Annotated in this window: 23 protein-coding genes; 12 read left to right on the top strand and 11 right to left on the bottom strand. The window is 55.5% G+C overall.

The genetic code is table 11. The features are described from left to right. The first annotated feature begins 161 nt into the window (after positions 1-161). The 6 genes from OVA10_RS14480 to OVA10_RS14455 all read left to right on the top strand — a co-directional run bounded on the left by OVA10_RS14480 (position 162) and on the right by OVA10_RS14455 (position 6,464). Positions 162-704 (top strand): fimbrial protein, encoded by a 543-nt coding sequence (locus OVA10_RS14480; protein ID WP_268196206.1) that lies wholly within the window; start codon positions 162-164, stop codon positions 702-704. Positions 705-756: 52 nt separating this feature from the next. After that, positions 757-2,922 carry a fimbria/pilus outer membrane usher protein gene (locus tag OVA10_RS14475; RefSeq protein ID WP_268196205.1) on the top strand — a complete coding sequence of 722 codons (2,166 nt, stop codon included), beginning with the start codon at positions 757-759 and terminating at the stop codon, positions 2,920-2,922. Positions 2,923-2,934: 12 nt separating this feature from the next. Beyond that, positions 2,935-3,657, top strand: coding sequence for a fimbrial biogenesis chaperone (locus tag OVA10_RS14470; RefSeq protein ID WP_252152570.1), 723 nt, complete (start codon positions 2,935-2,937; stop codon positions 3,655-3,657). A gap of 12 nt (positions 3,658-3,669) precedes the next feature. After that, a complete protein-coding gene (locus OVA10_RS14465) occupies positions 3,670-4,806 on the top strand; it encodes a fimbrial protein (protein WP_268196204.1) in 1,137 nt (378 codons plus the stop codon). Positions 4,807-5,030: 224 nt separating this feature from the next. Then, positions 5,031-5,204, top strand: coding sequence for a GnsA/GnsB family addiction module toxin (locus OVA10_RS14460; RefSeq protein WP_129034817.1), 174 nt, complete (start codon positions 5,031-5,033; stop codon positions 5,202-5,204). 606 nt (positions 5,205-5,810) lie between these two features. Then, positions 5,811-6,464: a CatB-related O-acetyltransferase gene (locus OVA10_RS14455; RefSeq protein WP_102103590.1), complete on the top strand. Its 654-nt coding sequence runs from the start codon at positions 5,811-5,813 to the stop codon at positions 6,462-6,464. On the opposite strand, the gene rstA is transcribed toward OVA10_RS14455, so the two are convergent. After that, positions 6,431-7,147, bottom strand: coding sequence for a two-component system response regulator RstA (gene rstA, locus OVA10_RS14450; protein ID WP_100780354.1), 717 nt, complete (start codon positions 7,145-7,147; stop codon positions 6,431-6,433). The two genes, OVA10_RS14455 and rstA, sit on opposite strands and share 34 nt — an antisense overlap. A 127-nt stretch (positions 7,148-7,274) precedes the next feature. On the opposite strand from rstA, the gene OVA10_RS14445 reads away from it, so the two are divergent. Then, positions 7,275-7,610: a GlpM family protein gene (locus OVA10_RS14445; RefSeq protein ID WP_268196203.1), complete on the top strand. Its 336-nt coding sequence runs from the start codon at positions 7,275-7,277 to the stop codon at positions 7,608-7,610. Here OVA10_RS14445 and folM read toward each other — a convergent pair. The 3 genes from folM to ydgH form a co-directional block, all read right to left on the bottom strand. After that, the gene (gene folM / locus OVA10_RS14440; protein WP_268196202.1) at positions 7,607-8,329 is read right to left on the bottom strand and encodes a dihydromonapterin reductase; all 723 of its coding nucleotides are present in this window, start codon (positions 8,327-8,329) and stop codon (positions 7,607-7,609) included. The two genes, OVA10_RS14445 and folM, sit on opposite strands and share 4 nt — an antisense overlap. Before the next feature lie 40 nt (positions 8,330-8,369). After that, on the bottom strand, positions 8,370-9,752 hold the full coding sequence (locus OVA10_RS14435) for an amino acid permease (protein ID WP_100780351.1): 1,383 nt from the start codon (positions 9,750-9,752) through the stop codon (positions 8,370-8,372). A gap of 184 nt (positions 9,753-9,936) precedes the next feature. Continuing rightward, on the bottom strand, positions 9,937-10,881 hold the full coding sequence (gene ydgH, locus OVA10_RS14430) for a DUF1471 family protein YdgH (RefSeq protein WP_100780349.1): 945 nt from the start codon (positions 10,879-10,881) through the stop codon (positions 9,937-9,939). Between the two features lie 532 nt (positions 10,882-11,413). Between ydgH and pntA the strand changes: the two genes are divergently transcribed. Together pntA and pntB are read left to right on the top strand one after the other, a co-directional pair. After that, positions 11,414-12,943 (top strand): Re/Si-specific NAD(P)(+) transhydrogenase subunit alpha, encoded by a 1,530-nt coding sequence (gene pntA / locus OVA10_RS14425; protein WP_248860127.1) that lies wholly within the window; start codon positions 11,414-11,416, stop codon positions 12,941-12,943. 10 nt (positions 12,944-12,953) lie between these two features. After that, complete coding sequence (pntB, locus tag OVA10_RS14420; protein WP_100780347.1) at positions 12,954-14,342, top strand: Re/Si-specific NAD(P)(+) transhydrogenase subunit beta; 1,389 nt, start codon at positions 12,954-12,956, stop codon at positions 14,340-14,342. A gap of 112 nt (positions 14,343-14,454) precedes the next feature. Here pntB and uspE read toward each other — a convergent pair whose 3' ends face one another. The 6 genes from uspE to OVA10_RS14390 all read right to left on the bottom strand — a co-directional run bounded on the left by uspE (position 14,455) and on the right by OVA10_RS14390 (position 21,326). Continuing rightward, positions 14,455-15,405: a universal stress protein UspE gene (uspE, locus tag OVA10_RS14415; RefSeq protein WP_100780346.1), complete on the bottom strand. Its 951-nt coding sequence runs from the start codon at positions 15,403-15,405 to the stop codon at positions 14,455-14,457. A gap of 136 nt (positions 15,406-15,541) precedes the next feature. After that, positions 15,542-16,294 (bottom strand): fumarate/nitrate reduction transcriptional regulator Fnr, encoded by a 753-nt coding sequence (gene fnr, locus OVA10_RS14410; RefSeq protein ID WP_014070017.1) that lies wholly within the window; start codon positions 16,292-16,294, stop codon positions 15,542-15,544. A gap of 184 nt (positions 16,295-16,478) precedes the next feature. Then, complete coding sequence (gene ogt / locus OVA10_RS14405; protein WP_123428120.1) at positions 16,479-16,991, bottom strand: methylated-DNA--[protein]-cysteine S-methyltransferase; 513 nt, start codon at positions 16,989-16,991, stop codon at positions 16,479-16,481. Between the two features lie 10 nt (positions 16,992-17,001). Beyond that, the gene (abgT, locus tag OVA10_RS14400; RefSeq protein WP_268196201.1) at positions 17,002-18,528 is read right to left on the bottom strand and encodes a p-aminobenzoyl-glutamate transporter; all 1,527 of its coding nucleotides are present in this window, start codon (positions 18,526-18,528) and stop codon (positions 17,002-17,004) included. A 42-nt stretch (positions 18,529-18,570) separates the two neighbouring features. Beyond that, positions 18,571-20,016 (bottom strand): M20 family metallopeptidase, encoded by a 1,446-nt coding sequence (locus OVA10_RS14395; protein ID WP_268196200.1) that lies wholly within the window; start codon positions 20,014-20,016, stop codon positions 18,571-18,573. After that, entirely contained in the window at positions 20,016-21,326 is a 1,311-nt protein-coding gene (locus OVA10_RS14390) for a M20 family metallo-hydrolase (RefSeq protein WP_268196199.1), read from the bottom strand. The genes OVA10_RS14395 and OVA10_RS14390 overlap by 1 nt, the downstream gene beginning before the upstream one ends. A gap of 175 nt (positions 21,327-21,501) precedes the next feature. Between OVA10_RS14390 and OVA10_RS14385 the strand changes: the two genes are divergently transcribed. Both OVA10_RS14385 and smrA read left to right on the top strand, forming a co-directional pair. Continuing rightward, positions 21,502-22,422, top strand: a complete 921-nt coding sequence (locus OVA10_RS14385; RefSeq protein WP_268196198.1) for a LysR family transcriptional regulator — start codon at positions 21,502-21,504, stop codon at positions 22,420-22,422. Positions 22,423-22,756: 334 nt separating this feature from the next. Beyond that, on the top strand, positions 22,757-23,320 hold the full coding sequence (smrA, locus tag OVA10_RS14380; protein ID WP_100780340.1) for a DNA endonuclease SmrA: 564 nt from the start codon (positions 22,757-22,759) through the stop codon (positions 23,318-23,320). A 5-nt stretch (positions 23,321-23,325) separates the two neighbouring features. Here the strand turns inward: smrA and tcp are convergent, their stop codons facing one another. Then, on the bottom strand, positions 23,326-24,984 hold the full coding sequence (gene tcp / locus OVA10_RS14375) for a methyl-accepting chemotaxis citrate transducer (protein ID WP_268196197.1): 1,659 nt from the start codon (positions 24,982-24,984) through the stop codon (positions 23,326-23,328). A gap of 107 nt (positions 24,985-25,091) precedes the next feature. On the opposite strand from tcp, the gene OVA10_RS14370 reads away from it, so the two are divergent. Continuing rightward, a complete protein-coding gene (locus tag OVA10_RS14370) occupies positions 25,092-25,958 on the top strand; it encodes an aldo/keto reductase family oxidoreductase (protein ID WP_268196196.1) in 867 nt (288 codons plus the stop codon). Positions 25,959-26,171: the final 213 nt, after the last annotated feature.

Below are 26,171 nucleotides of genomic sequence, written 5' to 3'. Positions count from 1 at the left end.
TTAAGATATTCAAGGTGAATTATTAATGTTTTATTAACTCCGAAATAAAAAATGTCGCATTTAGAAATAAAGTTATTTTCTTATAATTGTCCCGTCGTCACCCTAAAGCCACTGAATTGGCCTTATGACAAACATTTACTCATTTTGTAGGATTTAACTTTATGAAACTTAAAGTACTCACCTTTATTCTTCTGGGCCTTAGCCCTGTTGCGTTGTTTGCTGCAGATGGCGACATCACATTTACGGGTAAAGTCACCGCTTCAACCTGTTCTCTGAAGGGGTTTAACGGTGTTGCCGCCACGTCATCCTTGATTGAACTGGCGAATGTGACACCGGCTTCTTTTGACGTTGCAGCCGGCTACGCGGGCATGCAGGATTTCACCATCGATCTGCAGGATTGTGATATTACCACCATGACAAATGCCCGCGTATCTTTCAGCGGCACACCCGATACCGTCGATAACGCTATTCTGTTAAATATCGATAGCAACGCGCCAGCGACCGGCGTGGGTATCGCTATTTTAGAAAATGATGGTGCCACGCTGGTTGATATTAACGGCGGTATTCCGTCTAAATCTCAGGCGTTAAGCGCGGGCAATACCGAGCTTAAATTCAAAGTGGCTTATAAAGCCAATACGGCGACACCGGCCGTCACTGCCGGGAATGTCAAAGCCAAAGCCTTTGTCGATATTACGTATAATTAATTTTTAATTTTAATTACTGGCTGATTACGTGTCATAAAAAAGCAGGCCTCTTTTGAAAAGTCATCATTATCCTTTATTAGTGGAAGTTTTCATTTTAGCGTCTGCTTTAGTTTCGTCTTATTCTCAGGCAGCAGCAAACGACAGCGCCTTTGACGCTGACTTCCTGCGCAAAGATTCTCAGGAAATACCTGAGCAATTTTATCACCCGGATCAGGTGGACGCGGGGGTCAAAACCGCCGATATCGTGCTCAACGGCCATATTCTGTTTAAAACCAAAGTCGAATTTATTGCCACCCGGGCCGGGGAGAGCGCCACGCCCTGTCTGACCCAGGCGCTGCTGCATCAGGCGGGGCTGGATACGCATCTCGACGAACTGGCGAAAGCGCGGAATGAAACCTGTTACGACTTCCTCAAAAAATGGCCGGACGCCCGGATCACTTACGACGAGTCGATGCAGCAGTTGGTCATCAGCGCCCCGCAGGCGGCGACCAGCGTGGCCGGGCAGACTGAGATGATCGACCCGTCGCTGTGGGATAACGGGGTCAATGCCCTGCGTCTGGGCTACTCCGGCTACGTGTATCACACCGACAACCACAGTGAGGATTCAGGTTCGGGCAGCAGCGACAATGCCTACCTGAGCCTGAACTCCGGCGTGAATCTCGGGAGCTGGCGTTTCTACAGCTTTGATACGTTTAACAAATCTGACCTGGGCTGGGAGCAGTTCACGGTGCCGTACACCGCGCTGCCGAACATGCTGCGCCCCGGCACCTGGCGCTACAGCCTGAGCGCGGGGCGCTACCGCGATGACGGGCTTTCCTGTCAGCCCCTCGTGGCGCAGGGCAGCCTGCAGTACGGCTGGGACCGGTTCACGCTGAGCGATTTGATTGTGGCGGGGGAAGGGTATCAGTCCATGGCCCTGAGCAGTGCGGTCAACCTCGGCGTGCTGGGCAGCGTGTCGCTCGACTGGGCGCTGGAGCGTCACCAGACGGCAACTGACAGCGACAACACTGGTGACGAAGACATCAGCGACAACGGCCGCGCGCTGCGCCTGTTGTACGCCCGGCGTTTTGACAGCACCGATACCTCGTTGCAGGTGATGGGTTTTCGCTACCAGAGCAAAGATTTTATGGATTTCCCGGACTATGCCAGCTGGCGCTGGGGCGACAGCAACACCCGCAGTCACCGCAAAAACGAGGTGCAGGCCACCCTTAACCAGGGGATGGGCGATTTCGGTAACGGCTATCTGACCCTGCAACAGGACAGCTATTACGACTCGGATGCGCGCGACACCTCCCTGACGCTGGGCTACAGCTTCATGATTAAATTCGTGAACGTCAGTCTGAACTACAGCTATCAGAAAAATTCCGGCGCGGGTGACGATAGTGATAATGACCGCCAGTTCTCGCTGAACTTATCGATACCGCTCGATGCGGGCGACCGCAACAGCCGCACCCTGTCCGTGAGCACCAACAGCAGCAATCATGACAGCGGCTCGCAGATGGCGACGGTGTCCGGAACGGAGCTGGACAATGCCCTGAGCTATTCATTATCCGCCCAGCACGACAGCAGCGGGTATTCGCCCGCCGCGTCGATGGCGTATCGCAACAGCATGGTCAACATGAACGTCAGCGCCAGCACCAGCCGGGGCAGCAGCCAGTACTCGGCAGGCGCCTCGGGCGGCGTGGTCGCCTACGGTGACGGCCTCGTGCTCTCGCAGCAGCTGGGGGACACCATCGCGATTATCGAAACGCCGGGCGCCAGGGACATCAGCGTGGAAGGCCAGCCGGGGGTCTCGACCAACCGCTGGGGCCGTGCCGTGGTGCCGTCGGTGTCGGCCTATCGTGATAACCCGCTGTCGCTCGACACGCGTCACGCCGCCGACAACGTCGAGCTGGTTGATGCCGGGCAGAACGTCATTCCGACCCACGGCGCCGTGGTTGTGCGCCGTTTTCAGACCAAAGTAGGACGCCGCGCGATCGTGATGTTATCACTCCCGGACGGCAAACCCGCCCCGTTTGGCGCCAGCGCGTGGCAGGAGAAGGAGCAGGTCGGCATGGTGGCCGATAACGGACTGTTGTACCTCAACGGCATTCTGGCCGACGGGAGCGCAACGCTGCATGTGGATCTGGGCAATCACGCTCAGTGCCAGTTCACATTACCGGATGCCGGCGGCCCTTCTGAGCCCTGGTACCAGCAAATTAATGCGGTTTGCCGCTAAGCAGAGAACATCATGAAACTCACTAAACTTGCCGTTCCCGCTCTGATGAGCCTCCTGTTACTGACGAATGCCGCCTCCGCGGCGGTGCGCCCGGCGCTGACCCGCGTCGTGGCCCTGGAAAGTGATAAAGAAACCTCCATCAAACTACTCAACGACGACACCACCCAGGACTACCTGGTTCAGTCGTGGGTGGAAGACCTGAAAGGCAGCGATAAAAACCTGCCGCTCATCCTCACGCCGCCGCTGTTTAAAATCGGTGCCGGGCGTGAAGGGAAGCTGCGTATGGTTATCCTGCCGGGCCGCATTCCGCAGGACCGGGAGTCCGTGTACTGGCTGTGGATCCAGGAAGTGCCGCCGGTCAGCAAAGTGAAAGGCAACCAGCTGCAGGTGGCGGTGCGCACGCGTCTGAAAATCTTCCTGCGCCCGACGACGCTGTCCGAAAAACCGGCTGAGACGGTCAGTAAACTGCAGTGGCAGGTGAGCCACGACGGCGGCAAAGCCTGGCTGGTAGTGAAAAACCCGACGCAGTATTACGCCAGCTTCTCTGAGCTGTCGGTCACGACTGGAGGCAGCGCGCAGCCGGTGGCGGATAAAAGGAGCATGGTGCCGGCCAAAGGCGAAATGCGTTACGCACTCCCGGCGGGGGTGAGCGGTAAAGCGGGCACGCTGAATTATTCGCTGATGAATGATTTCGGGGGGGAATCCCCGGTTCAGCATCAGTCCCTGACATTCTGACGGACACTGATTATGAAACTCTGGTGTGGCCTGCTGTTGTGTCTGCTGCCTGCCTTCAGTTGGGCAGGGGCGTTGCACTGTGATATTGACACCGGGGGGGCGCTGCCGTTCGCCCCCTTTACCCGGGAAAACCCGATTGCGGTGGATGAAAACACCCCCGACTACACCGTCGTGCTGTCGCTGGACTACGCGCAGTTTCTGCCCAACATGCGCCTGTCCTGTACCTCGGACGGTCAGGACCTGGACGCCCCGGCGAATTTTGACGGCAACATCACCCTCAGCTTCAGCACGGTGAATGATAAGGCGCTGGACTGGACCGGGGAGGCGCAGACCACCAACAACGGCATCAAAATGAAGATGTACATCAAGGCGGTGTCGCTGAGCGAAGAGACCCCGCCGGACAGCTATCCGTCTGCCCGTATGGTCCTGGGGAAACGCCTCGGGGTGGAATACCCGATTATTAACGGGAAAGAGGACTCGACGCTGGTGCAGTTTGGTGCCCAGTACAACGCCAGAAAAACCCTGTACCGGTTTGATAACAAATACAATTTCGCCATCGAATCGATGCGCGTGGAGCTGATTAAACTGGGGTGGGTGGATTACCGCTCAGAAGCGGTCATTCCGCCGGGGGCACACCTCACGTTCTCTATTGACGGCCTTGGCGGCGCCTCAAGCGTCGACGTACCGCTCGGATCGGGCGTCTATATGGCAGCGCCGTCGTGCTCGCTGGATAACAAACATCAGACCGTGGACCTGGGGGAATTTCGCAAAAGCAGCAGCGGTTCATTCCCGCGTGAAGGGAAGCTGACCCGTTTTGGCATGGATTTTACCTGCAGCAGCTACACCAACAATGTCGAGTTTACCTTTGATGAGCCCTACACCATTGTGCCCGGACGAGAGACCATTTCGGCAGTGAGCGATCAAAATGGCGAAAAGCTAAATGGGTTAGAAGTGGGTATGTTTAACAGCGAGGGTAAAGCGGTCAGGATGGGCGTGAAGCAAAGCGTTGGGATTGCCCAAAAAGGGAAAAATACGGCGTATTTTCAGGCGGCGGTCATACAAACTGCGCCACAGGTTACCGATGCGAGCGATCACGAGTTTACCGGTGCCTTCACCGCGAAGGTGAATGTCACGATCACCTATTACTAGGATTTCTCTCTTTCTCAATGCACAAAGGGCGTATCAACAGCCGTAGCTATGTTAGTTTCTGAGGAAACCTATCGGCTCGCAGGCCGGAGTTCATCTTCTTTCCTGCGATGCCGTGCAAAATTCGAGCAGAATAGTCTATGATTTTTAGAGGGTTACTTGAAACTGACAGGATTTGCCCACATATTTAGCGTATGACACTGTAGATGGACAGAAGAGGTGAAATTATGACTGCTGATGATCTTAAAAGAAAAGCCGAGGAAGAGATTTCTGCACTTATCTCAAAGAAAATCATAGAGCTTCGGAAAAAAACCGGGAAAGAGGTGTCTGGCATAGATTTTACTGAGCGTGAAACAATGATCGGTCTGGAAGGTTACGAGGTAAAGATCAATCTTCTTTGATGACCACGCGACATGACTTTGCTATTCCTCGCTTTTTAGCATCATCACATCACAGATAACAGTTAAGCTGCTTGCTTTCGGCGGGTGGCTTTTTTTTATCAACGCCCTCCGCGCGGGGGATTTTTGAAGGGGCCAGAACCCGCCTGAAGTGCCGCTTCGCATGGCTTATTGAGGTCACCGACCTATACTTAGTCTGCAGTGAATGGCTGCATATCCTACTGGAGTAAGCCGTGAAAAACTATTCTACGCAAGTCAACAAAGACACGCCGAAAAAACCGGATAATACGCCGAAAGACAACGATAAGAGCCCGCAGAAAAGCAAAAAGTAGTGACTCAGGCTGTGCCTGACACACCGTTCGTCGGAGGTTAATGTGACTGAACGTCGAGATTGGGTTGATCCTGTACCGGTAGATGACCCTCTGCCGGGTGATACTGACCCCGTTGACCCCATCATACCTGATGATGTTGATCCACCGCTCAGGTAGCTTGCTACTAACCGCCTACGGGCGGTTTTTTATTTCCGTTGTGTAGCGGGTGGTTGATAGTCGGTTACAGCACCATCGCGCATAATCAGGCCATTCATATCATCAGAAAAGGATGTCAAATATGTCAGATAAACATTGGTCGAGGACGGAATATCTTCACCAGACGGTGACGAACCCCAATATTCACATCAAAGGCACGCACAGTTATTACAGCGACTGCTGGGACAAGGGTTTTGAGCGCTCGGTGGTGCGGTATCTGCTCGGCGATGAGGTAAGCAGAAACTGGGAACCGCTCGGCGAACTGGACCAGCTCTTCATCGGCAACTTTGTCTGTATCGGTGCGGAGTGTGTGATTCTGATGGGCGGGAACAGCACTCATCGTCTGGACTGGCTCAGCCTTTATCCGTTTATGGAGTCCATCAAAGAGGCCTATCAGCCGCGTGGGGATACGGTGCTGCAGGATGGATGCTGGCTGGGAATGCGGGCCATGATCATGCCTGGCGTCACCATCGGCGAAGGGGCTGTGGTCGCGGCGGGAGCGGTTGTGACCAAGGATGTGCCGCCGTACGCCGTGGTCGGTGGCAATCCGGCAAAAATACTGAAATATCGACTGCCGGAAGAGGATATTGCGCGGCTGCTGGCGCTGAATCTGTATCAGCTGCCGGAAGAGACGCTGATGGAACTGCAGCCGCTGTTGTCGTCCGGGGATATTTCAGCGCTCGAACGGGGCGTGTCGGGTTATCAGGTTTCCCAGGCATGTGGCGCAAACAAATAGCCTTTGTTACGCACAGTTTTGATGCGGTACGGCTCGGTGGCGTTATCCAGCAGCTTTTTACGCAGCCGCGAGATGGCGACGTCGACGCTGCGGTCCATACCGTCGTAACTGACGCCGCGCAGGTTTTTCAGCAGCGCATCACGGTCCATGATTTGCCCGGCATGAGTGGCCAGTTCCCATAGCAGGTCAAAATCGGCGGTCGACAGCGCGATATCTACCCCGGAAAGCAGCACCTGGCGGTTAACGGGATCGATCGACAGGGTGCCAAAGCGCATGGCTTTGTGGGGCGTGAGTGCGGCAGAGGCTGTCTGGTTTTCCGTCGCAACGCGCTGGCGCAGATGCAGGCGCAGACGGGCCAGCAGCACCGCAGGCGGCGTGGTTTTGAGAATATAATCGTTCGCGCCCATCTCAAGCGACAGAATATGGTTCATGTCGCTGTCGAGGGAGGTGAGCAGCACTATCGGGCCGTCCCATTGCGCGCGCAGATCGCGGCACACGGTCATCCCGTCTTTGCCGGGCAGCATGATGTCGAGCAGGACCAGGTCCGGTTTCTCGCGCAGCACCACCTCTTCAGCGCGGTCACCACGTGGCTCGACGATAACGTCCATATCGTGTTTTCCCAGATAAGCGGCAATCAGCTGGCCGACTTCGGGTTCGTCCTCAACAAAAACGATCTTATTCATACAACGTCTGTTTTCGTGAAAAAAGCCAACATACACCGCGTAACCTTAACCTTCCATTAATCTTTCTAAATTAACCTGAGTTCCGTTATTCTGACCGGTATTGTTAGTTGATTGTTATGGGAAAAGAATGGCGCTCTTAATCAAAGCCGCGCTGGGTGCGCTGGTCGTGGTGCTGATTGGCATTTTAGCGAAGACGAAAAATTACTATATCGCCGGGCTGATTCCGTTATTCCCGACCTTTGCGCTCATTGCCCACTATATCGTGGTGTCAGAGCGTGGCATTGACGCGCTGCGCACCACCATCGTGTTTGGCATGTGGTCCATCATTCCCTATTTTATCTATCTTCTGTCGCTGTGGTATTTCACGACCATGATGCGCTTACCCCTGGCGCTGGGCGGGGCGGTAGTATGCTGGAGCCTCAGCGCCTGGGTGTTGATCTTCTTCTGGAGCCGCTTTCACTAATTCAGCGGGCGGCCGCCATCTACGCCAAAAGAACGGCCTGTGACGTAGCGGCTGGTCAGCAGATAGTCGATAAGATCGATCACCTCTTTCTCGCCCGGCGCGATTTTCATCAGTGATTTATTGAGCGCTTTTTGGCGGTATTCCGCATCATCATGGTCGTTAAACATAATCAGCGACGGGGCGATAGCATTCACCTTGACCTCTGGCGCGAGCTTGCGGGCGAACGAGCGCGTCATGTTGTCCAGCGCCGCTTTACTCGCCGCATAGGCAATATGTTTGTCGCTGCCGCGCTCCACCACATAGTCGGTGAAATGAATAATATCGCTCGCGGCGTGACCGTGACCGCACAGCAAATCCTGCAGGGCGTGGTTGAGCAAATAGGGGGCGTGGACGTGGATCTGCATCATCGCCGCGAGGGTTTCGCTCAGCGAGGTTTCCGGGGTTTCCGCCAGCCAGGCACTGGCGTTATGCACGATGGCGCGCAGACTGTCGGTGGTTGATTTTACCTTGTCGGCAAACGCCAAAATGCCGTCGTCGGTGGCGAAATCTGCCTGGATGCAGACGGCACCGGCTTTTCTCAGTCCTTCAATAGCGTCGTATTCTGTTCGGTAACTGACGATCACCGGCTGATGCTGGCTAAGAAAATGGTGAGCAAGGGCGAGGCCGATGCGTCGGCCAGCGCCAGTAATCAGAATCGGGCGTTGCGGTGCATTTCCCATCGTATTTTCCTTGAGAGTTCAACGATGGGAAAAATCGCGCTTATCCCATCAACATCCACGTTGCCGGTACGGCAGCAACCAGTAACATGCCAATCAACGCCATTTCACGACGCTTGAGCGCGTGACCTAACTGATGCGTGCGGCGAGCGTAGATAAACACCAGCAGGCCCGGCGCATACAGCACCACAGAGAGCAGCAGATGCATGGGGCCTGAGGCATAAAGTAACCATAATCCGTAGAGACAAGCGCCAACACCGACCATGTAATGTGCCGGGCGGCTGGCTATTTTTAACAGATAAGCCCCGACTAAGAAATAGGGTACCAGAATCATCTCGGAGGCAATGGTCAGCAGGGTGTTATAGTCAGAACCTGTGAGCCAGATCAGCACCAGACAGACCTGCACGCTGATGTTGGTCAGCCACAGGGACGCCGACGGTGCGCTGTTTTTGTTCTGACGCGCAAACAGGCGCGGGAAAGCCTTATGCGTCGCGGCCAGGAAGGGCACTTCTGCCGCCATAATGGTCCAGCTCAGGTAAGCGCCGCAGACCGAAACAATCAGCCCAGCCGCAATCACTACATCGCCCCAGGACCCCATCATTCTGACCATCAGGCCCGCCATCGACGGGTTACGCATCTCAGCCAGCTCAGGGCGCGCCACCACGCCGATGGAGAGCAGCGTCACCAGCAGATAAACGCTCAGCGCAGCCAGTACCGCCAGCAGCGTGGCACGGCCTACGTCGCGCTTATTACGGGCGCGCGCTGAAACCACCACCGCGCCTTCGACGCCGATAAACACCCACAGGGTGATAAGCATGGTGTTTTTCACCTGCTCCCAGACCGGTACGCCAAGCGCGACACCGCTGAAATCGAGGCTGAAAACATCAAGACGAAACGCGATAAACGCCAGCACGATAAACAGGCCCAGCGGAACCAGCTTAGCCAGCGTCGCCACCAGGTTAATGCTCGCCGCCGTCTGCACGCCGCGCAGTACCAGCCAGTGAACTAACCACAGCAGCACCGACGCCCCGACGATCGATTGCCAGGTATTGCCGTCGCCAAAGAAGCGCAGTTCAGGCGTATCGGTAAAGAAACTGAGGGCAGAGAAGACGATCACCAGATAGGAGACGTTGGCGATCACCGCGCAGAGCCAGTAGCCCCAGGCCGAGCAGAAGCCGATCAGCTCGCCGAACCCTTCGCGGGCGTAGGTGAATATTCCGCCGTCCAGATCCGGGCGGATGCGCGTGAGCAATAACATGGCAAAGGCCAGCAGCAGGATCCCGACGCCGGTGATCCCCCAGCCGATGAGCAACGCCGCGGGGCTGGCGACTTCCGCCATATTCTGCGGCAAACTGAATACGCCTGCACCCAGCATGGAGCTTAAAACGAGCGCAGTTAAAGCGCTCAGGCCAAGTTTCTTTTCCATTGGCTTCCTGTTATGAAAGGTCCAAATCCAGAATAATTATTTCGCACAAGCGCATAAAAATGGTGGATCACACTAAGGCGCGGGATTTTACGGAGTGTCTTGCAGGCATGCAATGATGTGAGGCAGAAATTAGAGAAAAGTTACAAAAAAGGCGGCATTGCGCCGCCTTTTCACACCTGCTGATTTACTTGTACAGGTCTGCGCTGATGGTCACGTTGTTACCACGTTCCTGCCACTGGCGGGTGATGTGGTAATACTTCGCACCTTTCTTCGCTGCACGCTTCGCCACCTGGTAGGATACTTCGGTCATGTTGCCGTAGTTACCGGTGAATTTGACGCTGTCGAAAGGCACCATCTGCGCGGCAGTGGCCTTGTTCAGCTCTTCAATTTTAGTGCCGTCCGGCAGGGTGACGGTGTAACGGCCGCCCTTAGTGGTCTGAGTTTCAAAGAAACGACCGACGTCAGCACTTGGAGTCGCGGTGGTTGCCACGCCCGGGATTTCCACTTTCTTCGCTTCTTCGCCGCCTTTCGCCAGCGCTGCGCGACCGGCTTCAGAATCCGCCGGGATCACATCCGGGCTTTGCAGAACGCGTTTTTTGGCATCGGCTTTGTACAGGAAAGCGGTAATACGCTGGTTGCCGCCCTGGTTAGCGTCAATCTGGCGCACGATATAGAAAGAGGCAGCCCCTTTCGCCTTCGCGGCTTTGGTGATGGCATCGTTCACTTCAGGCTGGCTGCGGTAGAAGCCCTGGACGGTCACGGTGTCATACGGCTCAAGCGCAATCGCCTGATCCTTTGGCAACTCCATCACGCCATTAATGACGCGGTTTTTCGGCGCATCCGCTTTTTTCGCATCTTGCTTGTAGAGATCGACCACGACGCGCAGGTTGCCGCCGCTACCGTAATCAGATGTATCAACGACATAAAAAGAGGCGGCACCCTCTTTATCAGCGCGAAGTGACGCTGCTCGCACTGCATCGCTAATGGCGTTAAAACGACCGGTAACCGTCACACGATCGTAAGGTTTCAACGCTGCCGCTTGCTCCGGCGTTAACTCTGTCGCGGCGTTAGCGGACAGGGCGATCGCAGAAAGGAGTGCGGACGCCAGGAGAGTGTTCTTAAGCTTCATAAAAATAATCCTTCGCCTTGCGCAAACCAGGTACTGGTGTTGTTGTTAATTTGAATTCGTCGCCGATTATGGCATTTAAAACCCGTCGCTGTCTGCGCGATTTTTCACTCCCTGTGCTCACGACAGGATCAAATTCGATAACATTTACTGATATGTCGAGTAAACAAGCGTTTGAGCAGTAAAACTGATTAAGCATATGACTTTTACAAGTTAATTTAATGTTAATGGGTTGTTCTAATACGGCGCTATATCATGTTTTACCGCTTCGCTTGAGCTATTTATCGGCCCTGGCGAGGAAAATAAGGTAAATATCGCTGTCAGAGACCGCGATCACTTATTTTTCACAGATAAAGTCAGAAATAGTGTTTTCTTGCTGTAGATCACAAGCGGTATTTTCAGTAGGTTATAGAAAGTTTGTTACTGTTTTATTTTCCGTGGTTATTTACCCGTCAGGGCTCTCCCTGGCGACGCTTATGCAAATCGCGGTCATTTATCGACAAACCATCATCAAGAACCGATGGAAGGGAAAACTATGCGTATTGGGGTACCAAAAGAACGGTTAGCCAATGAAACCCGCGTTGCTGCGACGCCGAAAACGGTCGAGCAGCTGCTTAAACTGGGTTTTACCGTCGCGGTTGAAAGCGGCGCGGGCAAACTGGCGAGCTTCGATGACGAGGCATTTATTCAGGCGGGCGCTGAGGTGGTGAGCGGGTCTGAGATCTGGCAGGCACCGGTAATCCTGAAGGTGAATGCGCCAACCGAGAGCGAAATCGCCCTGTTAAATCCGGGCACCACGCTTGTGAGCTTCGTCTGGCCTGCGCAAAATCCGGAGCTGATGGAGAAACTGGCCGCGCGTGGCGTCACCGTTATGGCGATGGATTCCGTGCCGCGTATCTCCCGCGCGCAGTCGCTGGATGCGTTGAGTTCCATGGCGAACATCGCCGGCTATCGTGCCATCGTTGAGGCTGCCCATGAATTTGGTCGCTTCTTTACCGGTCAAATCACGGCGGCAGGGAAAGTCCCACCGGCAAAAGTGATGGTGATTGGTGCGGGTGTCGCGGGTCTTGCGGCAATCGGTGCGGCGAACAGCCTCGGTGCGATCGTGCGTGCGTTTGATACGCGCCCTGAAGTGAAAGAGCAGGTGCAGAGTATGGGCGCCGAGTTCCTTGAGCTGGACTTCAAGGAAGAGGCGGGCAGCGGAGATGGCTACGCTAAGGTGATGTCCGAAGCGTTCATCAAAGCGGAAATGGAACTCTTCGCGGCGCAGGCGAAAGAGGTCGATATCATCGTCACCACGGCGCTGATCCCTGGCAAACCCGCGCCGAAGCTGATCACTCGTGAAATGGTCGATTCCATGAAAGCCGGGAGCGTGATTGTCGACCTGGCCTCGCAGAACGGCGGCAACTGTGAATACACCGTACCGAACGAAGTGATGACCACCGCCAACGGCGTGAAAATCATCGGTTACACCGATCTGCCAGGCCGCCTGCCAACGCAGTCTTCCCAGCTGTACGGCACGAACCTTGTGAACCTGCTAAAGCTGCTGTGTAAAGAGAAAGATGGCAACGTGGTCGTTGATTTTGACGATGTGGTAGTGCGCGGCGTGACGGTGATTCGTGACGGCGAAATCACCTGGCCGGCTCCGCCAATTCAGGTTTCCGCGCAGCCTCAGGCGGCGCAGAAAGCCGCACCGGCACCCAAAGAACCGCCGAAACCGATCTCTCCATGGCGTAAATACGCGCTGATGGCGCTGGTGATTATTCTGTTCGGCTGGCTCGCTGACGTGGCACCGAAAGAGTTCCTCGGCCACTTCACCGTGTTCGCGCTCTCCTGCGTTGTCGGTTACTACGTGGTGTGGAACGTCTCTCACGCACTGCACACGCCTTTAATGTCGGTAACGAACGCCATTTCAGGGATCATCGTGGTGGGGGCGTTACTGCAGATTGGTCACGGCGGCTGGATCAGCTTCCTGAGCTTCATCGCGGTGCTTATCGCCAGTATCAATATTTTCGGTGGTTTCACCGTGACTCAGCGCATGCTGAAAATGTTTCGTAAAGGCTAAGGGGTAGCATATGTCTGGAGGATTAGTAACAGCTGCATACATTGTTGCCGCAATCCTGTTTATTTGCAGTCTGGCGGGGCTTTCCAAGCACGAAACGTCGCAGCGCGGGAACCACTTCGGTATCGCGGGGATGGCGATTGCGCTGATTGCCACCATCTTCGGGCCGGATACCGGCAACGTCGCGTGGATCCTGGTGGCGATGATTATCGGTGGGGCGATTGGTATTCGCCTGGCAAAACGCGTCGAAATGACCGAAATGCCAGAGCTGGTGGCGATTCTGCACAGCTTTGTCGGTCTGGCGGCGGTGCTGGTCGGCTTTAACAGCTATCTGTACCACGAACCGGGCATGGAACCGATTCTGGTCAATATCCATCTGACCGAAGTGTTCCTCGGGATCTTCATCGGTGCGGTGACCTTTACTGGCTCAATCGTGGCCTTTGGCAAACTGCGCGGCAAAATCTCGTCTAAGCCGCTGATGCTGCCAAACCGTCACAAAATGAACCTCGCGGCGCTGGTGGTCTCTTTCCTGCTGCTGGTGGTGTTCGTGCGTACCGAAAGCACCGGCATGCAGGTGCTCGCGCTGCTGGTGATGACTGTTATCGCGCTTGCGTTTGGCTGGCATCTGGTGGCCTCTATCGGCGGGGCGGATATGCCTGTCGTGGTATCGATGCTGAACTCCTACTCCGGTTGGGCAGCGGCGGCGGCGGGCTTTATGCTCAGCAACGACCTGCTGATCGTTACCGGCGCACTGGTAGGCTCGTCGGGTGCGATTCTGTCTTACATTATGTGTAAGGCGATGAACCGTTCGTTCTTCAGCGTTATTGCCGGTGGTTTTGGTACGGACGGCGCGTCATCCAGCGGTGACGAAGAAGTGGGTGAGCACCGTGAAATCACGGCGGAAGACACCGCGGATATGCTGAAAAACTCCCATTCAGTGATCATCACCCCAGGCTACGGCATGGCGGTGGCGCAGGCGCAGTATCCGGTGGCGGAAATCACCGAGAAGCTGCGTGCGCGTGGGATCAAAGTGCGTTTCGGTATTCACCCGGTGGCAGGGCGCTTGCCTGGTCACATGAACGTGCTATTGGCGGAAGCCAAGGTGCCTTATGACGTGGTGCTGGAAATGGACGAGATCAACGATGATTTCGCCGACACCGACACGGTACTGGTGATTGGCGCCAACGATACGGTGAACCCGGCGGCGCAGGATGATCCAGGCAGCCCGATTGCCGGTATGCCGGTTCTGGAAGTGTGGAAGGCGCAGAACGTAATCGTCTTCAAACGCTCGATGAACACCGGTTACGCTGGCGTACAAAACCCGCTGTTCTTCAAAGAGAACACCCACATGCTGTTTGGCGATGCGAAAGCCAGCGTGGACGCGATTCTGAAAGCGCTGTAGTCGCGCGATCGCCCGGCGGCACATGCTTGCCGGGCCTTTGACGAACCTCAGTGCCGGACAAACCGGCATAAAAAAGCCGCCATCGTTGGCGGCTTTTTCTATTTAATAATTCTCAATCGTCTTCTTCGTCATCCAGCTCCACCGGGGTTTGATACTGATCCGGTTTGATGACCAACAGATCGCAGCGCAGATGGTCGATCACCTGTTCCGCCGTATTACCGAGGAAGGCTGCGGAAATACCGGTGCGCCCAACGGTGCCAAGCACCACAATCCCCGCCTGCAAATGCTCCGACAGATCCGGGATCACCTCTTCAGGCAGCCCTTTTTCTACGTGCGTCATTTTCTCGTCGATACTGAATTTCTGGCGCAGGGATTTCATGGCCAGCAGGTGCTGACCGCGAATAGCATCGTTATAGACGCTCGGGTCAAATTCAGGCAGTTCGATGGCGATATTGATAGGGGTAACCGGATACGCACCGACCAGATGGACTTCCGTATGGTTAACCTGTTCGGCAAGCTGGATTGTCTCTTTAACCAGTTTTTCGTTCAGCGCGTTGTGATAATTCTCTTCGCTGGCGAGGTTTACGGCCACCAGCGCTTTACCGCCTTCTGGCCACGGCTGGTCTTTCACCATCCACACCGGGCAAGGGCATTTACGCAGCAAGTGCCAGTCGGTTGGGGTAAAAATCACTGCTTCCAGCTTGTCGTGCTGGTGCGCCATTTTCAGCAGCAGGTCGTGTTTTTCGCTGATCACTTCCTGGATAATGGCTTCGAAAGGACGGTTATGCCACACGACTTTGATGTCGATGGGGATCCCCGCATCAATGTAATATTTAGCCTGCTCGCGGATCCACGCGGTCCGCTGGCTGATCACTCCCTGACGCATAGCAGTGCGCTCGTCAGGCGACAGAAGGGTGGTCATCTCATATGAGAAGTCATAGATCGGCAAAAACGCTTTGATTTTGCCGCCAATCCGTTGATGTAAATAGACAGCTCGCCGTAACGCCGGTTGATCGTCCTGATTAGGATCGATGGCCACCAGCATGTTTTGATACTTTGCCATACAGGTCTCCTTACTACTGTCACCACAGTCTGTAATTAAAAGAGTAACCTATATATGTTGAATGAAACAGGGGATAAGGTTTTGCCAGATCAATAAATCACGAAAATTTATCGATCCGGCAGAAGAGAAGCGAGGCTTAAGCGACGTTGCGGGAGTGACCGGCGAGAACCGCCAGTGCTTCACCGTTTTCGATGGTGATATATTTGCCTTTCACCGCCAGCATGCCACTTTTCTGAAAACGACCCAGCAGGCGGCTGATGGTTTCAACGGTCAGGCCCAGGTAGTTACCGATGTCGCCACGGGTCATGGTGAGGCGGAATTCACGCGGGGAGAAACCACGTTCAGCAAAGCGACGCGACAGGTTATAGATAAAGGCTGCCAGACGCTCTTCCGCATTCTTTTTGGAAAGCAGCAGGATCATGTCCTGATCGCCTTTGATCTCACCGCTCATCAGACGCATCATCTGCTGACGCAGGTTAGGCATTTTGCCTGACAGATCGTCCAGCGTTTCAAACGGGATTTCGCAAACCATGGAGGTTTCCAGCGCCTGAGCGAAGCTCGGGTGATGGCCGGTGCCGATAGCGTCAAAGCCCACTAAATCGCCCGCCAGATGGAAGCCAGTAATCTGCTCATCCCCTTGCTCGGTGATGGTGTAGCTCTTAATGGTGCCAGAGCGGATCGCATAGAGCGATTTCAGTTCGTCTCCCGCTTTAAACAGCGTTTGCCCTTTCTGAATAGGCTTTTTGCGCTCGATGATATTATCAAGCTGATCGAGTTCATGCTCATTCAGGGTAAACGGGATACAGAGCTGGCTAATGCTGCAATCCTGGCAATGGATAGCACAACCGCCAGACTGAATGCGTCGTATAATTCGCTTTTCCGGGATCATAGGTCTGCTCAAGCCTTAATTGATATTGGTCAATTTTAACATCTTTTTGGAGTGTGCGTAAGCCTGGGAAACCATCAATAGCGGCAAGTGGCGACATTGTGTCGCCATCTTCTTGAAATTCCACAGCTTGATTGTGGAATAATGACCTAAATCATAGAAAATTAAGCACTAAAAGCCTGGATTTCTACAACAGCAAATAGCCTTCGTGGCGCAATAACCACTCTTTACGCTGCACACCACCGGCATAGCCGGTCATGGTGCCGTTACGGCCAATCACGCGATGGCAGGGCACCACAATGCTGACCGGGTTTGAGCCGTTGGCGGCACCGACGGCACGCGCGGCACCCGCGCGGCCTAACTGCTCGGCGAGCTGACCGTAATGCATAATCTGTCCGCAGGGAATGGAGCGCAACACCTGCCACACTTCGCGCTGGAAAGGCGTGCCTGCCGTGGCGGTCGGTAAGGTATCAATGATGCCGAGATCGCCCTCGAAGTAGTCCGCCATTTTCGCGCTCAACCCGCCGGGGTTCGTCGCGCTGATGCGCTCATAGCCGCCACGATAGTGGATATTCAGCAGTTCCACCATCCGGTCGCTGTGCTCTTCCCACTCCACCGCGCGCAGGTTGAACTGCTCATCGGCAATGATCCACAGCGGGCCAAGCGGCGTGGCAATCTTATCTTCGAGTAATCTCAGCATCCTTTGTCCCTTAATTAAGCCGTGGGTAAATCCCCGGTCCAATTGGCAGCCCCACAAGATACCATGCGATTAACATCACCAGCCATACCCCTAAAAAGATAAGCGGATACGGTAACACCAGCGAATAGTAGGTACCCAGTTTCGCCTCGGGCTTATAGCGTTGCAGGAAGCCTAAGAACAGTGGCACAAACGGCGACACCGGTGCGAGAGGGATTACCGACGAATCGGCCACGCGGAACAGGATCTGGGCGAACGCCGGATGAAAGCCGAGCAGCATAAACATCGGCACAAAGATCGGCGCCAGAATCGACCAGATGGCAGACCCGCTGGCGATAAACATACACAGCAGGGATGACAGCAGCGCCAGCCCAACAAACGCCGGTACGCCGCTCAGTCCGGCGGACTCCAGGGCATCGGTCAGGCCAACGGCCATAAACTTGCCCATGTTGCTCCAGTTGAACATCGCCACAAACTGCGCCAGCGGGAAAACCATCACGATAAAACCCGCCATCTCTTTCATCGGCTCGATCATCAGATGGGGCAGATCGCCCTGGCGGCGAATTTTGCCGGTGGCAATGCCGTAAGCGAGAGAAACGATAAAGAAGAACAGAATAATCAGCGGCACAATGCCCTGAATAAACGGCGACGGCAGGACCGTGTGTTTTACCGGATCGCGCAGGACACCGTTTTCAGGCACCACCATCAGCGCTATTGCCGCGATAAACAGCAGCGAGACGACGCCGGCGATGCGCAGGCCGTGGCGCTGTTCCTTACTCAGTGCCTCCAGCTTTTCATCACGGCTGCCTTCCCATGTACCCAGACGCGGCTCGACGATCTTATCGGTGATCAGGCCGCCCACAATCGTCAGCACAATCACTGAGCTTGCCATAAAGTACCAGTTGTCGATCACGCTGACGTGCATGGCGGTATCAATGGTTTTCGCCGCTTCGGTGCTGATCCCCGAGAGCAGCACATCGGTGGTGACGATCAGCAGATTGGCGGTAAAGCCGCACCCGACGCCCGCGATGGCCGCGAGCAAACCCGCCACCGGATGACGGCCCACGGCGAGGAAAATCAGTGCACCCATCGGCGGCATAATCACCAGCGCCGCGTCAGAGGAAATGTGGCTGAAAAAGGCGATAAACAGCACCATATAGCTGGCGTAACGTGCGTTCACCACCGACGCCATTTTGACCATCAGCGCCGGTAACAACCCCACACGTTCAGCCAGACCCGCGCCCAGCACCAGCGCCAGAATCGCCCCCAGCGGCGCAAAACCGCTGAAGTTTTTAATCACATTCGGCAAAAACCAGTGCAGCCCTTCGACGCTGAGCAGGTTTTTCACCGCCACCATGCTGCCATCCGCCGGGCTGCGCACGTTAACGTCAAAAGCCGACAGCACGGCGGTGGCGATCATCAGAATCACAATCAAATAGATAAAAAGCAGGAAAGGGTGCGGCACTTTATTGCCGATCCTTTCAACCCAGCCATAGACCTTACCGGATGGGGAATGCGAAGGTATGGAAGACATACTCATGGGCGTTCCTCGGGACTGTTGTGTTGTTGTTTGCGTGTTTTATTATTTTAAAGGTGACGGTGTCACGTTATGTGGGATCGGACACTCGTACGGTCGTTCTTTTATCTGTTGTTCAAACTCATTCCGGCAGGATTGCAGCAGCGACGCGTCCTGCAGCAGATTCAGCGCCGTAGCGCCCATCACTTTTCCCGCCAGCAGCATACCTTTATGGGCAATAGAGGTGCGACCCTGCGCCACCAGCTGCCAGGTGTGAAGCGGCGTGCCGACGGTAAAGCAGGGGCTGAAGCACTGCGCCACCGGCATTTTCCAGCTTACGTCGCCCACGTCAGTGGAACCCGCCAGCACATTATCGGTGATGGCGTAGGGCGCGACCTCATCCACCAGCAGCGTCTCATGATGTCGACGGGCAAAGGCTTTACCTTCGTCTGCGCCCGTAGCGGCGATATTTTTCAGGCTGTTTTGCAGATCGTTTGGCGTGAGGGTTTTACGAATTTCAGCGGCAAATTCGCGCTCTTCTTCCGTCCACGCAGGCGTACCGTAATGCTGCAACGCGCTGTACATCGCTCCTTCAAGGGTGCGGTTCGGTAGATAACTGGAGCAGGCTTTATCAAAGCGGCGTTCGACGGTGGTTTCTGTCATCAGCGCTGCGCCCTGTGCGATCTTTTCAATACGCTCGTAGATCTGCTGGGCGTCGGCCATCTCCGGGGCGCGGATCAGATACAGCACCTCGGCCTGAGCCTGCACCACGTTCGGCGAAATCCCGCCGGTGTTGGTGATGGCGTAATGCACGCGGGCTTTTTCGATGATGTGCTCATTGAGGAAGTTCGTGCCGGTGGTCATTAGGGTAACGGCATCCAGCGCGCTGCGCCCGAGATGAGGCGAATTCGCGGCATGCGCGGCGATCCCCTGAAAGCGCCACGAGGCCTGGATATTCGCCAGCGTGCTGACGTTAAACATCCCGGCAAAGGCTTCGGGATGCCAGGTCACGGCGGCATCCACATCGTCAAACAGCCCCTCGCGCACCATAAAGGTTTTGCCGGAGCCGCCTTCCTCACCCGGGCAGCCGTAAAAACGCACCGTGCCGCTGCCACCGTGTTTTTCCAGCCAGCTTTTCACGGCTACTGCGCCTGCCAGCGCCGCCGTTCCCAGCAGGTTATGTCCACAGCCGTGGCCGTTCTCGCCGGGTGTATCTGATTGCGGCGTGGCGCAGTGCGCGGTTTGGCTTAAACCCGCCAGTGCGTCAAATTCGCCTAATAGGGCCACTACAGGTTTGCCGCTGCCAAAGCTGGCGATAAAGGCATTCGGAATACCGCCTGCATCGCGCGTCAGGGCAAAACCTTCGGCTTCCAGCGCGCTCGCCAGACGTTCGGCGGACCAGAACTCTTCAAAGCGCGTTTCCGGGTGATCCCAGATTTCATCCGCGATATCGGTGAAGGTCTGACATCGGGTTTCAATCGCATCGTCAATAAAACGGTAGATCTCCTGCATCACACACCTCGCGTCCACGGAAAATTGAGCGCAGTACGGGCCAGCGTTTCAATCGCCACCGCCATGACCTGCTCGTCAAAATCAAACTTTTCATTGTGATGACCGGCGCTCAGATCGGTGCCAAACACCATATAAGAGGCCATCCCGCCATTCTGCTGCACCCGCGCCATCATCAGCGTGGCGTCCTCTGATCCCGCCGGGGCCTTCACTTTGTCGATGGCCTGGCGCACGCCCGGCACCTGGCTTGCCTGTTCACGCAGATAGTCAACCCACGCCGGTGACGGGGCGCTAGAGGTCGCGGCGCCCATCAGGCGCATTTCGGCTTTTACGCCGTAGAGCGCAGCGGCACCGTCGATCACCGCCTGAGCACGTTCAAATACGTACTGATTAATGGCCTCGCTTTCACCGCGCGTTTCCACTTTTAACAGCGCGCTGGCGGGAACGACGTTACGCCCGCTGCCCGCCTGCATAACGCCGACGTTAACGCGTGACGCCCCTTCGCTATGGGGAGCAATGCTGTGCAGGGCCAGTGCGGCCTGAGCGGCGGCGAGCAGGGCGTTGCGGCCATCTTCCGGTTTACCGCCCGCGTGGGCAGCCACACCCGTGAAACGGACGTCAAATTTGGTGGTCGCCATAAAATTATCGCTCCCACAGATAACGGTTCCGGTCGGGACACCGGTGCCGATGTGGATCGCGGTAAAATAGTCGACGCCATCCAGCGCTCCGGCAGCCACCATGGCGCGTGCACCGCGCGTGCCTTCCTCAGCGGGCTGGAAGATAAGTTTAAGGGTGCCGTTCAGCCGGGATTCGTTCTGCTTCAGCAGATGCGCCAGCCCAAGGCCGATGGTGGTATGACCATCGTGGCCGCAGGCGTGCATCATCCCAGGGTTGCAGGAGGCAAAACCGTCGCGGAACGGGCGATGGCTGTCGTCGAGGGCTTCGCTGAGATCCAGCGCATCCATGTCCACCCGAAACGCGAGAGTCGGCCCGGGACGACCGGTGTTCAGCGTGGCGACAATGCCGGTGAAGCCGCCTTCAAAGGCGCTGAGCCATTTCTCTGGCGCGCCCTGCTGGCGGGCGCGGGCAAATTCCGCGGCCAGCGTGTCCGCGTCGGGCAGTCCCATTCGGCTGTCGGCATCGACCACATCACGGCCCATCGCCAGCGTATAGCCCAGGTTATCGAGGATCTCCGCGACTTTTGCGGCGGTGCGAAACTCCACCCAGCCGGATTCGGCATACTGGTGAAAATCACGACGCCATGTTGTCAGCTGAGGCATTAATTTTTGAAGGGATTGTGTCAATGAATCCATCTCTCTTCCTGTCATCATGAAAATATGTGAACTGCTTCACGCTGTGATAGTTTTTACTTATCACTAACCAATTTTTCACAGTTTTAACCGTTCCGGAATTACCCTCGCACATCCATTTCCATTAAAGTAGATGACAATTTCTTTACTCTGATAAACAACGGTTATCGGTCGGGCTATGTCATTTCAGGTCAAATTTCATCAGATCCGCGCGTTCGTCGAAGTGGCGCGTCAGGGCAGTATTCGTGGTGCCAGCCGGGCGATGAATCTGTCGCAACCGGCGTTAACCAAATCCATCAAAGAGCTGGAAGAGGGGATGGCGGCGCAGCTGTTTGTGCGGCGCAGTAAAGGCGTGGCGCTGACGGAATGCGGCGAGAGTTTCTATCAGCACGCCAACCTGATCCTCGAAGAGCTGCGCGCCGCGCAGGATGATATTCGCCAGCGTCAGGGGTTGCAGGGCGGGCAGATCAATATCGGGATGGGAGCCAGCGTGGCCCGGACGTTAATGCCTGCGGTGATCACCCGTTTTCACGAGCAGCATCCGCAGGTGAAAGTGCGAATTATGGAAGGGCAGCTGGTGTCGATGATCAACGAATTACGCCAGGGAGAGCTGGATTTCACCATCAATACCTATTATCAGGGACCTTACGATCACGAATTTACCTTTGAAAAACTGTTCGAAAAACCCTTCGCCATATTTTGTCGGCAAGGTCATCCGGCGATTGGCGCAAAATCCATTAGTGAGCTTATGAATTATAACTGGACGATGCCCACGCCGCGCGGAAGTTATTACAAACAACTTGAAGACATATTCCGCCATCGCTCACAAATACCGCAAATTGGCGTAGTGTGTGAAACATTTTCGTCCTGTATTAGCCTGGTGGCGCAAAGCGATTTTTTGAGCATTTTGCCGCAGGAGCTGGGCTGCGACCCTCTGCTGGCGCACCGTCTGGTGATGTTGCCGGTTGAAGAAATATTACCCAAAGCCGCTTATTATTTAATCCAAAGACGTGATTCCCGACAAACACCGTTGACGGCGTCATTAATAACGCAGTTCAGAAGACACGCACGTGGAATAATGTTCAACGAAAAGAAATAAAAAAATAGAGCCTGCCGACATCGGACAGACCCTACAGTACACACAGCAGTGCATCCTTGTGCAAGTCCCGCTTATTATCCGTGTTGCAGGTTTATTTAGTTATAACAGCTTTCCTCTAAAAATAAAGTGATCGGAGTGCATGATTTAACTTATTTTTAACTTAAACTGTACACTTAATCACCTGTTAAATTTATTTTAAGGCGGCTTCATGATTATCTATTAGCTTTTTTAATACATATCTGCGCGTTATTATTTTTTCAGGGCGCTCGGCTGATATTGAGACGCTCGCCGGGCGCAGGTATAGTACGCCTTCAGATGTAGCGGGAGGAGCACCATGAAACCTGACGACAAATCGCTTTTTCTTGACGCCATGGATGATGTCCAGCCGCTGAAGCGCAGCACCGATATTAACTGGCAACCGAGCCGCAATCCGCGTGCCCGTCAGCGTATCGACACTACCCAACTTGATAACTTCCTCACCCTCGGCTTCCTCGATGTGCTGCCGCTTTCCGAACCGCTGATGTTTCAGCGCGAAGGCGTTCAGCGGGGAGTCATTGATAAGCTACGCACCGGTAAATACCCGCGTCAGGCCAGCCTGAACTTATTACGCCAGCCGGTGGAGCAGTGCCGTCAGATGCTGTTTGCATTTATTCAGCAGGCGCAGCAGGACAGTTTACGCAATCTGATTATCATCCACGGCAAGGGCCGTGAAGAGGGCTCGCATGCCAATATCGTGCGCAGCTACCTGGCGCGCTGGCTGGCGGAATTCGACGCCGTGCAGGCCGTTTGCGTTGCGCTGCCCCATCATGGCGGCAGCGGTGCGTGCTATGTAGCCTTACAAAAATCGGACGACGCTAAGCTGGAGAACCGGGAGCGGCACGCGAAGCGCAGCCGCTAAGTGCATCAAAAAGTTTCCCAGTTGCCATCTCCGGCGGAGGCTGCCGCCGGGCGTAATACCTGCGGTGTTTTCAGGTTTGCCGCGCGCGGGGAGATCGTCTTCGTTTGCACGTTCAGACGAAATGCGGCGACGGCCTGGCGCAGCTGTTCCGCCTGATCCTCCAGCGCCGCTGCCGCCGTAGCGGACTCCTGCACCAGCGCGGCGTTTTGCTGCGTTACGCTATCCATCTGCGAAACCGCCAGACTCACCTGCTCAATACCGCGACTCTGCTCATCGGACGCCGACGCGATTTCACCCATAATATCGGTTACGCGGGTGACGGCTGCGACGATCTCTTTCATGGTTTCCCCGGCTTCACTCACCTGACCGGAGCCGGTATTCACCCGGCTGACGGAATTTTCGATTAGCGCTTTGATCTCCTTCGCCGCCTGTGCGCTGCGGCTCGCCAGGGTGCGAACTTCCCCGGCGACCACGGCAAATCCGCGCCCTTGTTCACCGGCTCGCGCCGCTTCCACCGCAGCGTTCAGCGCCAGAATATTCGTCTGGAAGGCGATGCTGTCGATCACGCTGGTAATGTGCGCAATTTGCTGGGAGCTGTCGGCAATTTCGGTCATCGTGCGAATTACGTTATCCACTACACGCCCGCCGCGATCCGCCGTTTCCGACGCGTTCTTCGCGAGCAGCGTCGCCTGGCGCGCGTTGTCTGAGTTCTGTTTAACCGTCGCCGTCAGCTCTTCCATACTCGCCGCCGTCTCTTCCAGCGAAGAGGCCTGCTGTTCGGTACGGGCCGAGAGGTCATTGCTGCCCGCGGCGATTTCGCCCGCGCCGGTGTAGATAGAATCGGTACTGCCGCGCACCGCGCTGACGGTCGTAACCAGCGACGTCTGCATCTCATGCAGCCCGGCCGCCAGCTGGCCCATCTCGTTGCGGCTGTCGATGGAAATAGCTTGTGTTAAATCGCCGCTGGCGATGGTACGGATATGATTCATCACGCTGCGCAGAGGTTTCAGCAACAGGTGCTGTAATCCTTGCCAGAACACAATCAGTACCGCCACTACCACCAGGAAAATGGTGCCCAGCGTCCACTGCATATGGGTAAAGCTGTTCTGGTTCTCTTTAGCCGCCGCTTTCAGCAGGGTGTTGTTTTCCGCCCGCCATTGGGTGTAGACGGCTTCCATTCCATCCTGCGCCAGCTGCGCGTCGAGATCGCCATACGCCTGATAGTTATCCGCGCGCAGATACTCAATCGACAGGCGCATCACCTCATGCATTTGGGTGTAGGCTTTTTGCATTTCAGCCGTGAGTTCCGGGCGCTGGCCCTTCACCGGAGGCATGGCCTGCCAGGCGCTGTAGTAGTTTTCCGCTTTGGTCAGGGAATCGCTGGCGTTACCGAGCAGCTTATTGATCGCCGCCAGAGAGGCCGGGTCGCGCTGATTTTTGAGATAACGAATGGCGACGCGCGTCACCGTGACGCGGGTTTTGACCAACGTGTTGACGCTGTCGCTCAGGCTCTCCTGCTGTGCATTCAGGTTGCCTGAGTTCTGGAAGTTATGACGGTCATTGCTGACAGCGGAATAAAACAATCCCCCCGTGACGACTTGCAACAGGCAGAATATAGTGAGAGCAAAGACAATCCCGGTAATAACGTGCAGATTTTTCAGCATGACGGAAGCCCATTTGATGTGCAGAAGTTGCATCATTGTTATCGACGTAGTGGGGCTAAACTTTAATTTTACTACTGCTTAATTGGCAGTCAGACAGGTAGACGCATATGACCCGTATTGAGAAAAGTGGCAGTTATACGTTAGGGACTCGCACGGTTAACCGACTCGGCTATGGCGCGATGCAGCTTGCTGGTCCCGGTGTATTTGGTCCGCCAAAAGACAAAGCGGCTGCGCTGGCAGTGCTGCGCGAAGCGGTGGCGGCTGGGGTGAATCATATTGATACCAGTGATTTCTACGGCCCGCATGTGACCAATCAGCTGATTCGGGAAGCACTGCACCCGTACCGTGACGATCTGACGCTGGTAACGAAAATTGGCGCCCGTCGCGGAACTGACGCCTCCTGGCTGCCGGCCTTTTCGGCGCAGGAGCTGACGCAGGCGGTGCACGATAACCTGCGAAACCTGCAGCTGGACGTGCTGGATGTGGTGAATTTACGCATTATGTTTAGCGCTCACGGCCCTGCAGAGGGATCGATCGAAGAACCTTTAACTACGCTGGTGGAATTACAGCGTCAGGGGCTGGTACGACACATTGGGCTGAGCAATGTTACTGCCACGCAAATTGCGCAGGCGCAGCGCATCACGCCGATTGTCTGCGTGCAGAATCTCTACAACATCGTGAATCGTAGCGACGATGCGCTGATCGATGAGCTGGCGGAGCAGGGGATTGCCTATGTGCCGTTCTTCCCGCTGGGGGGATTCACGCCGCTGCAATCGTCCGGCCTTCAGGTGGTTGCTGATTCACTGGGTGCCACGCCAATGCAGGTTGCACTGGCATGGCTGCTGAAACGCTCGCCGAATATCCTGCTGATTCCTGGCACGTCGTCGGTGGCGCATCTGCGCGAAAACCTGGCAGCTGGCGATCTGGTGCTGCCGGATGACGCCCTGGCTGCCTTGAACGCGCTGGCGGAATAACCCCTTCTGTCCAGGTAAACCGGCGGCCACGCCTTTATTCCGTGGCCGCTTCCGTCATTCGGCTTCTTCTGTGCAGCTCTAGCGCCTCAGCGATAATTTCCTGCTTACTCAGCCGCGTTTCATACGCTGTGGCTCTGACATATTCGACCAGCGTGGATTCAATCCTCGCGCTCAACATTTTTAAGTTAGCATCCTTTGCTGTACCGCGTGCTA

This window comes from Lelliottia sp. SL45 (genome assembly GCF_026672535.1).
GTDB lineage: Bacteria > Pseudomonadota > Gammaproteobacteria > Enterobacterales > Enterobacteriaceae > Enterobacter > Enterobacter nimipressuralis.
This window is presented reverse-complemented; position numbering and strand designations above follow the sequence as displayed.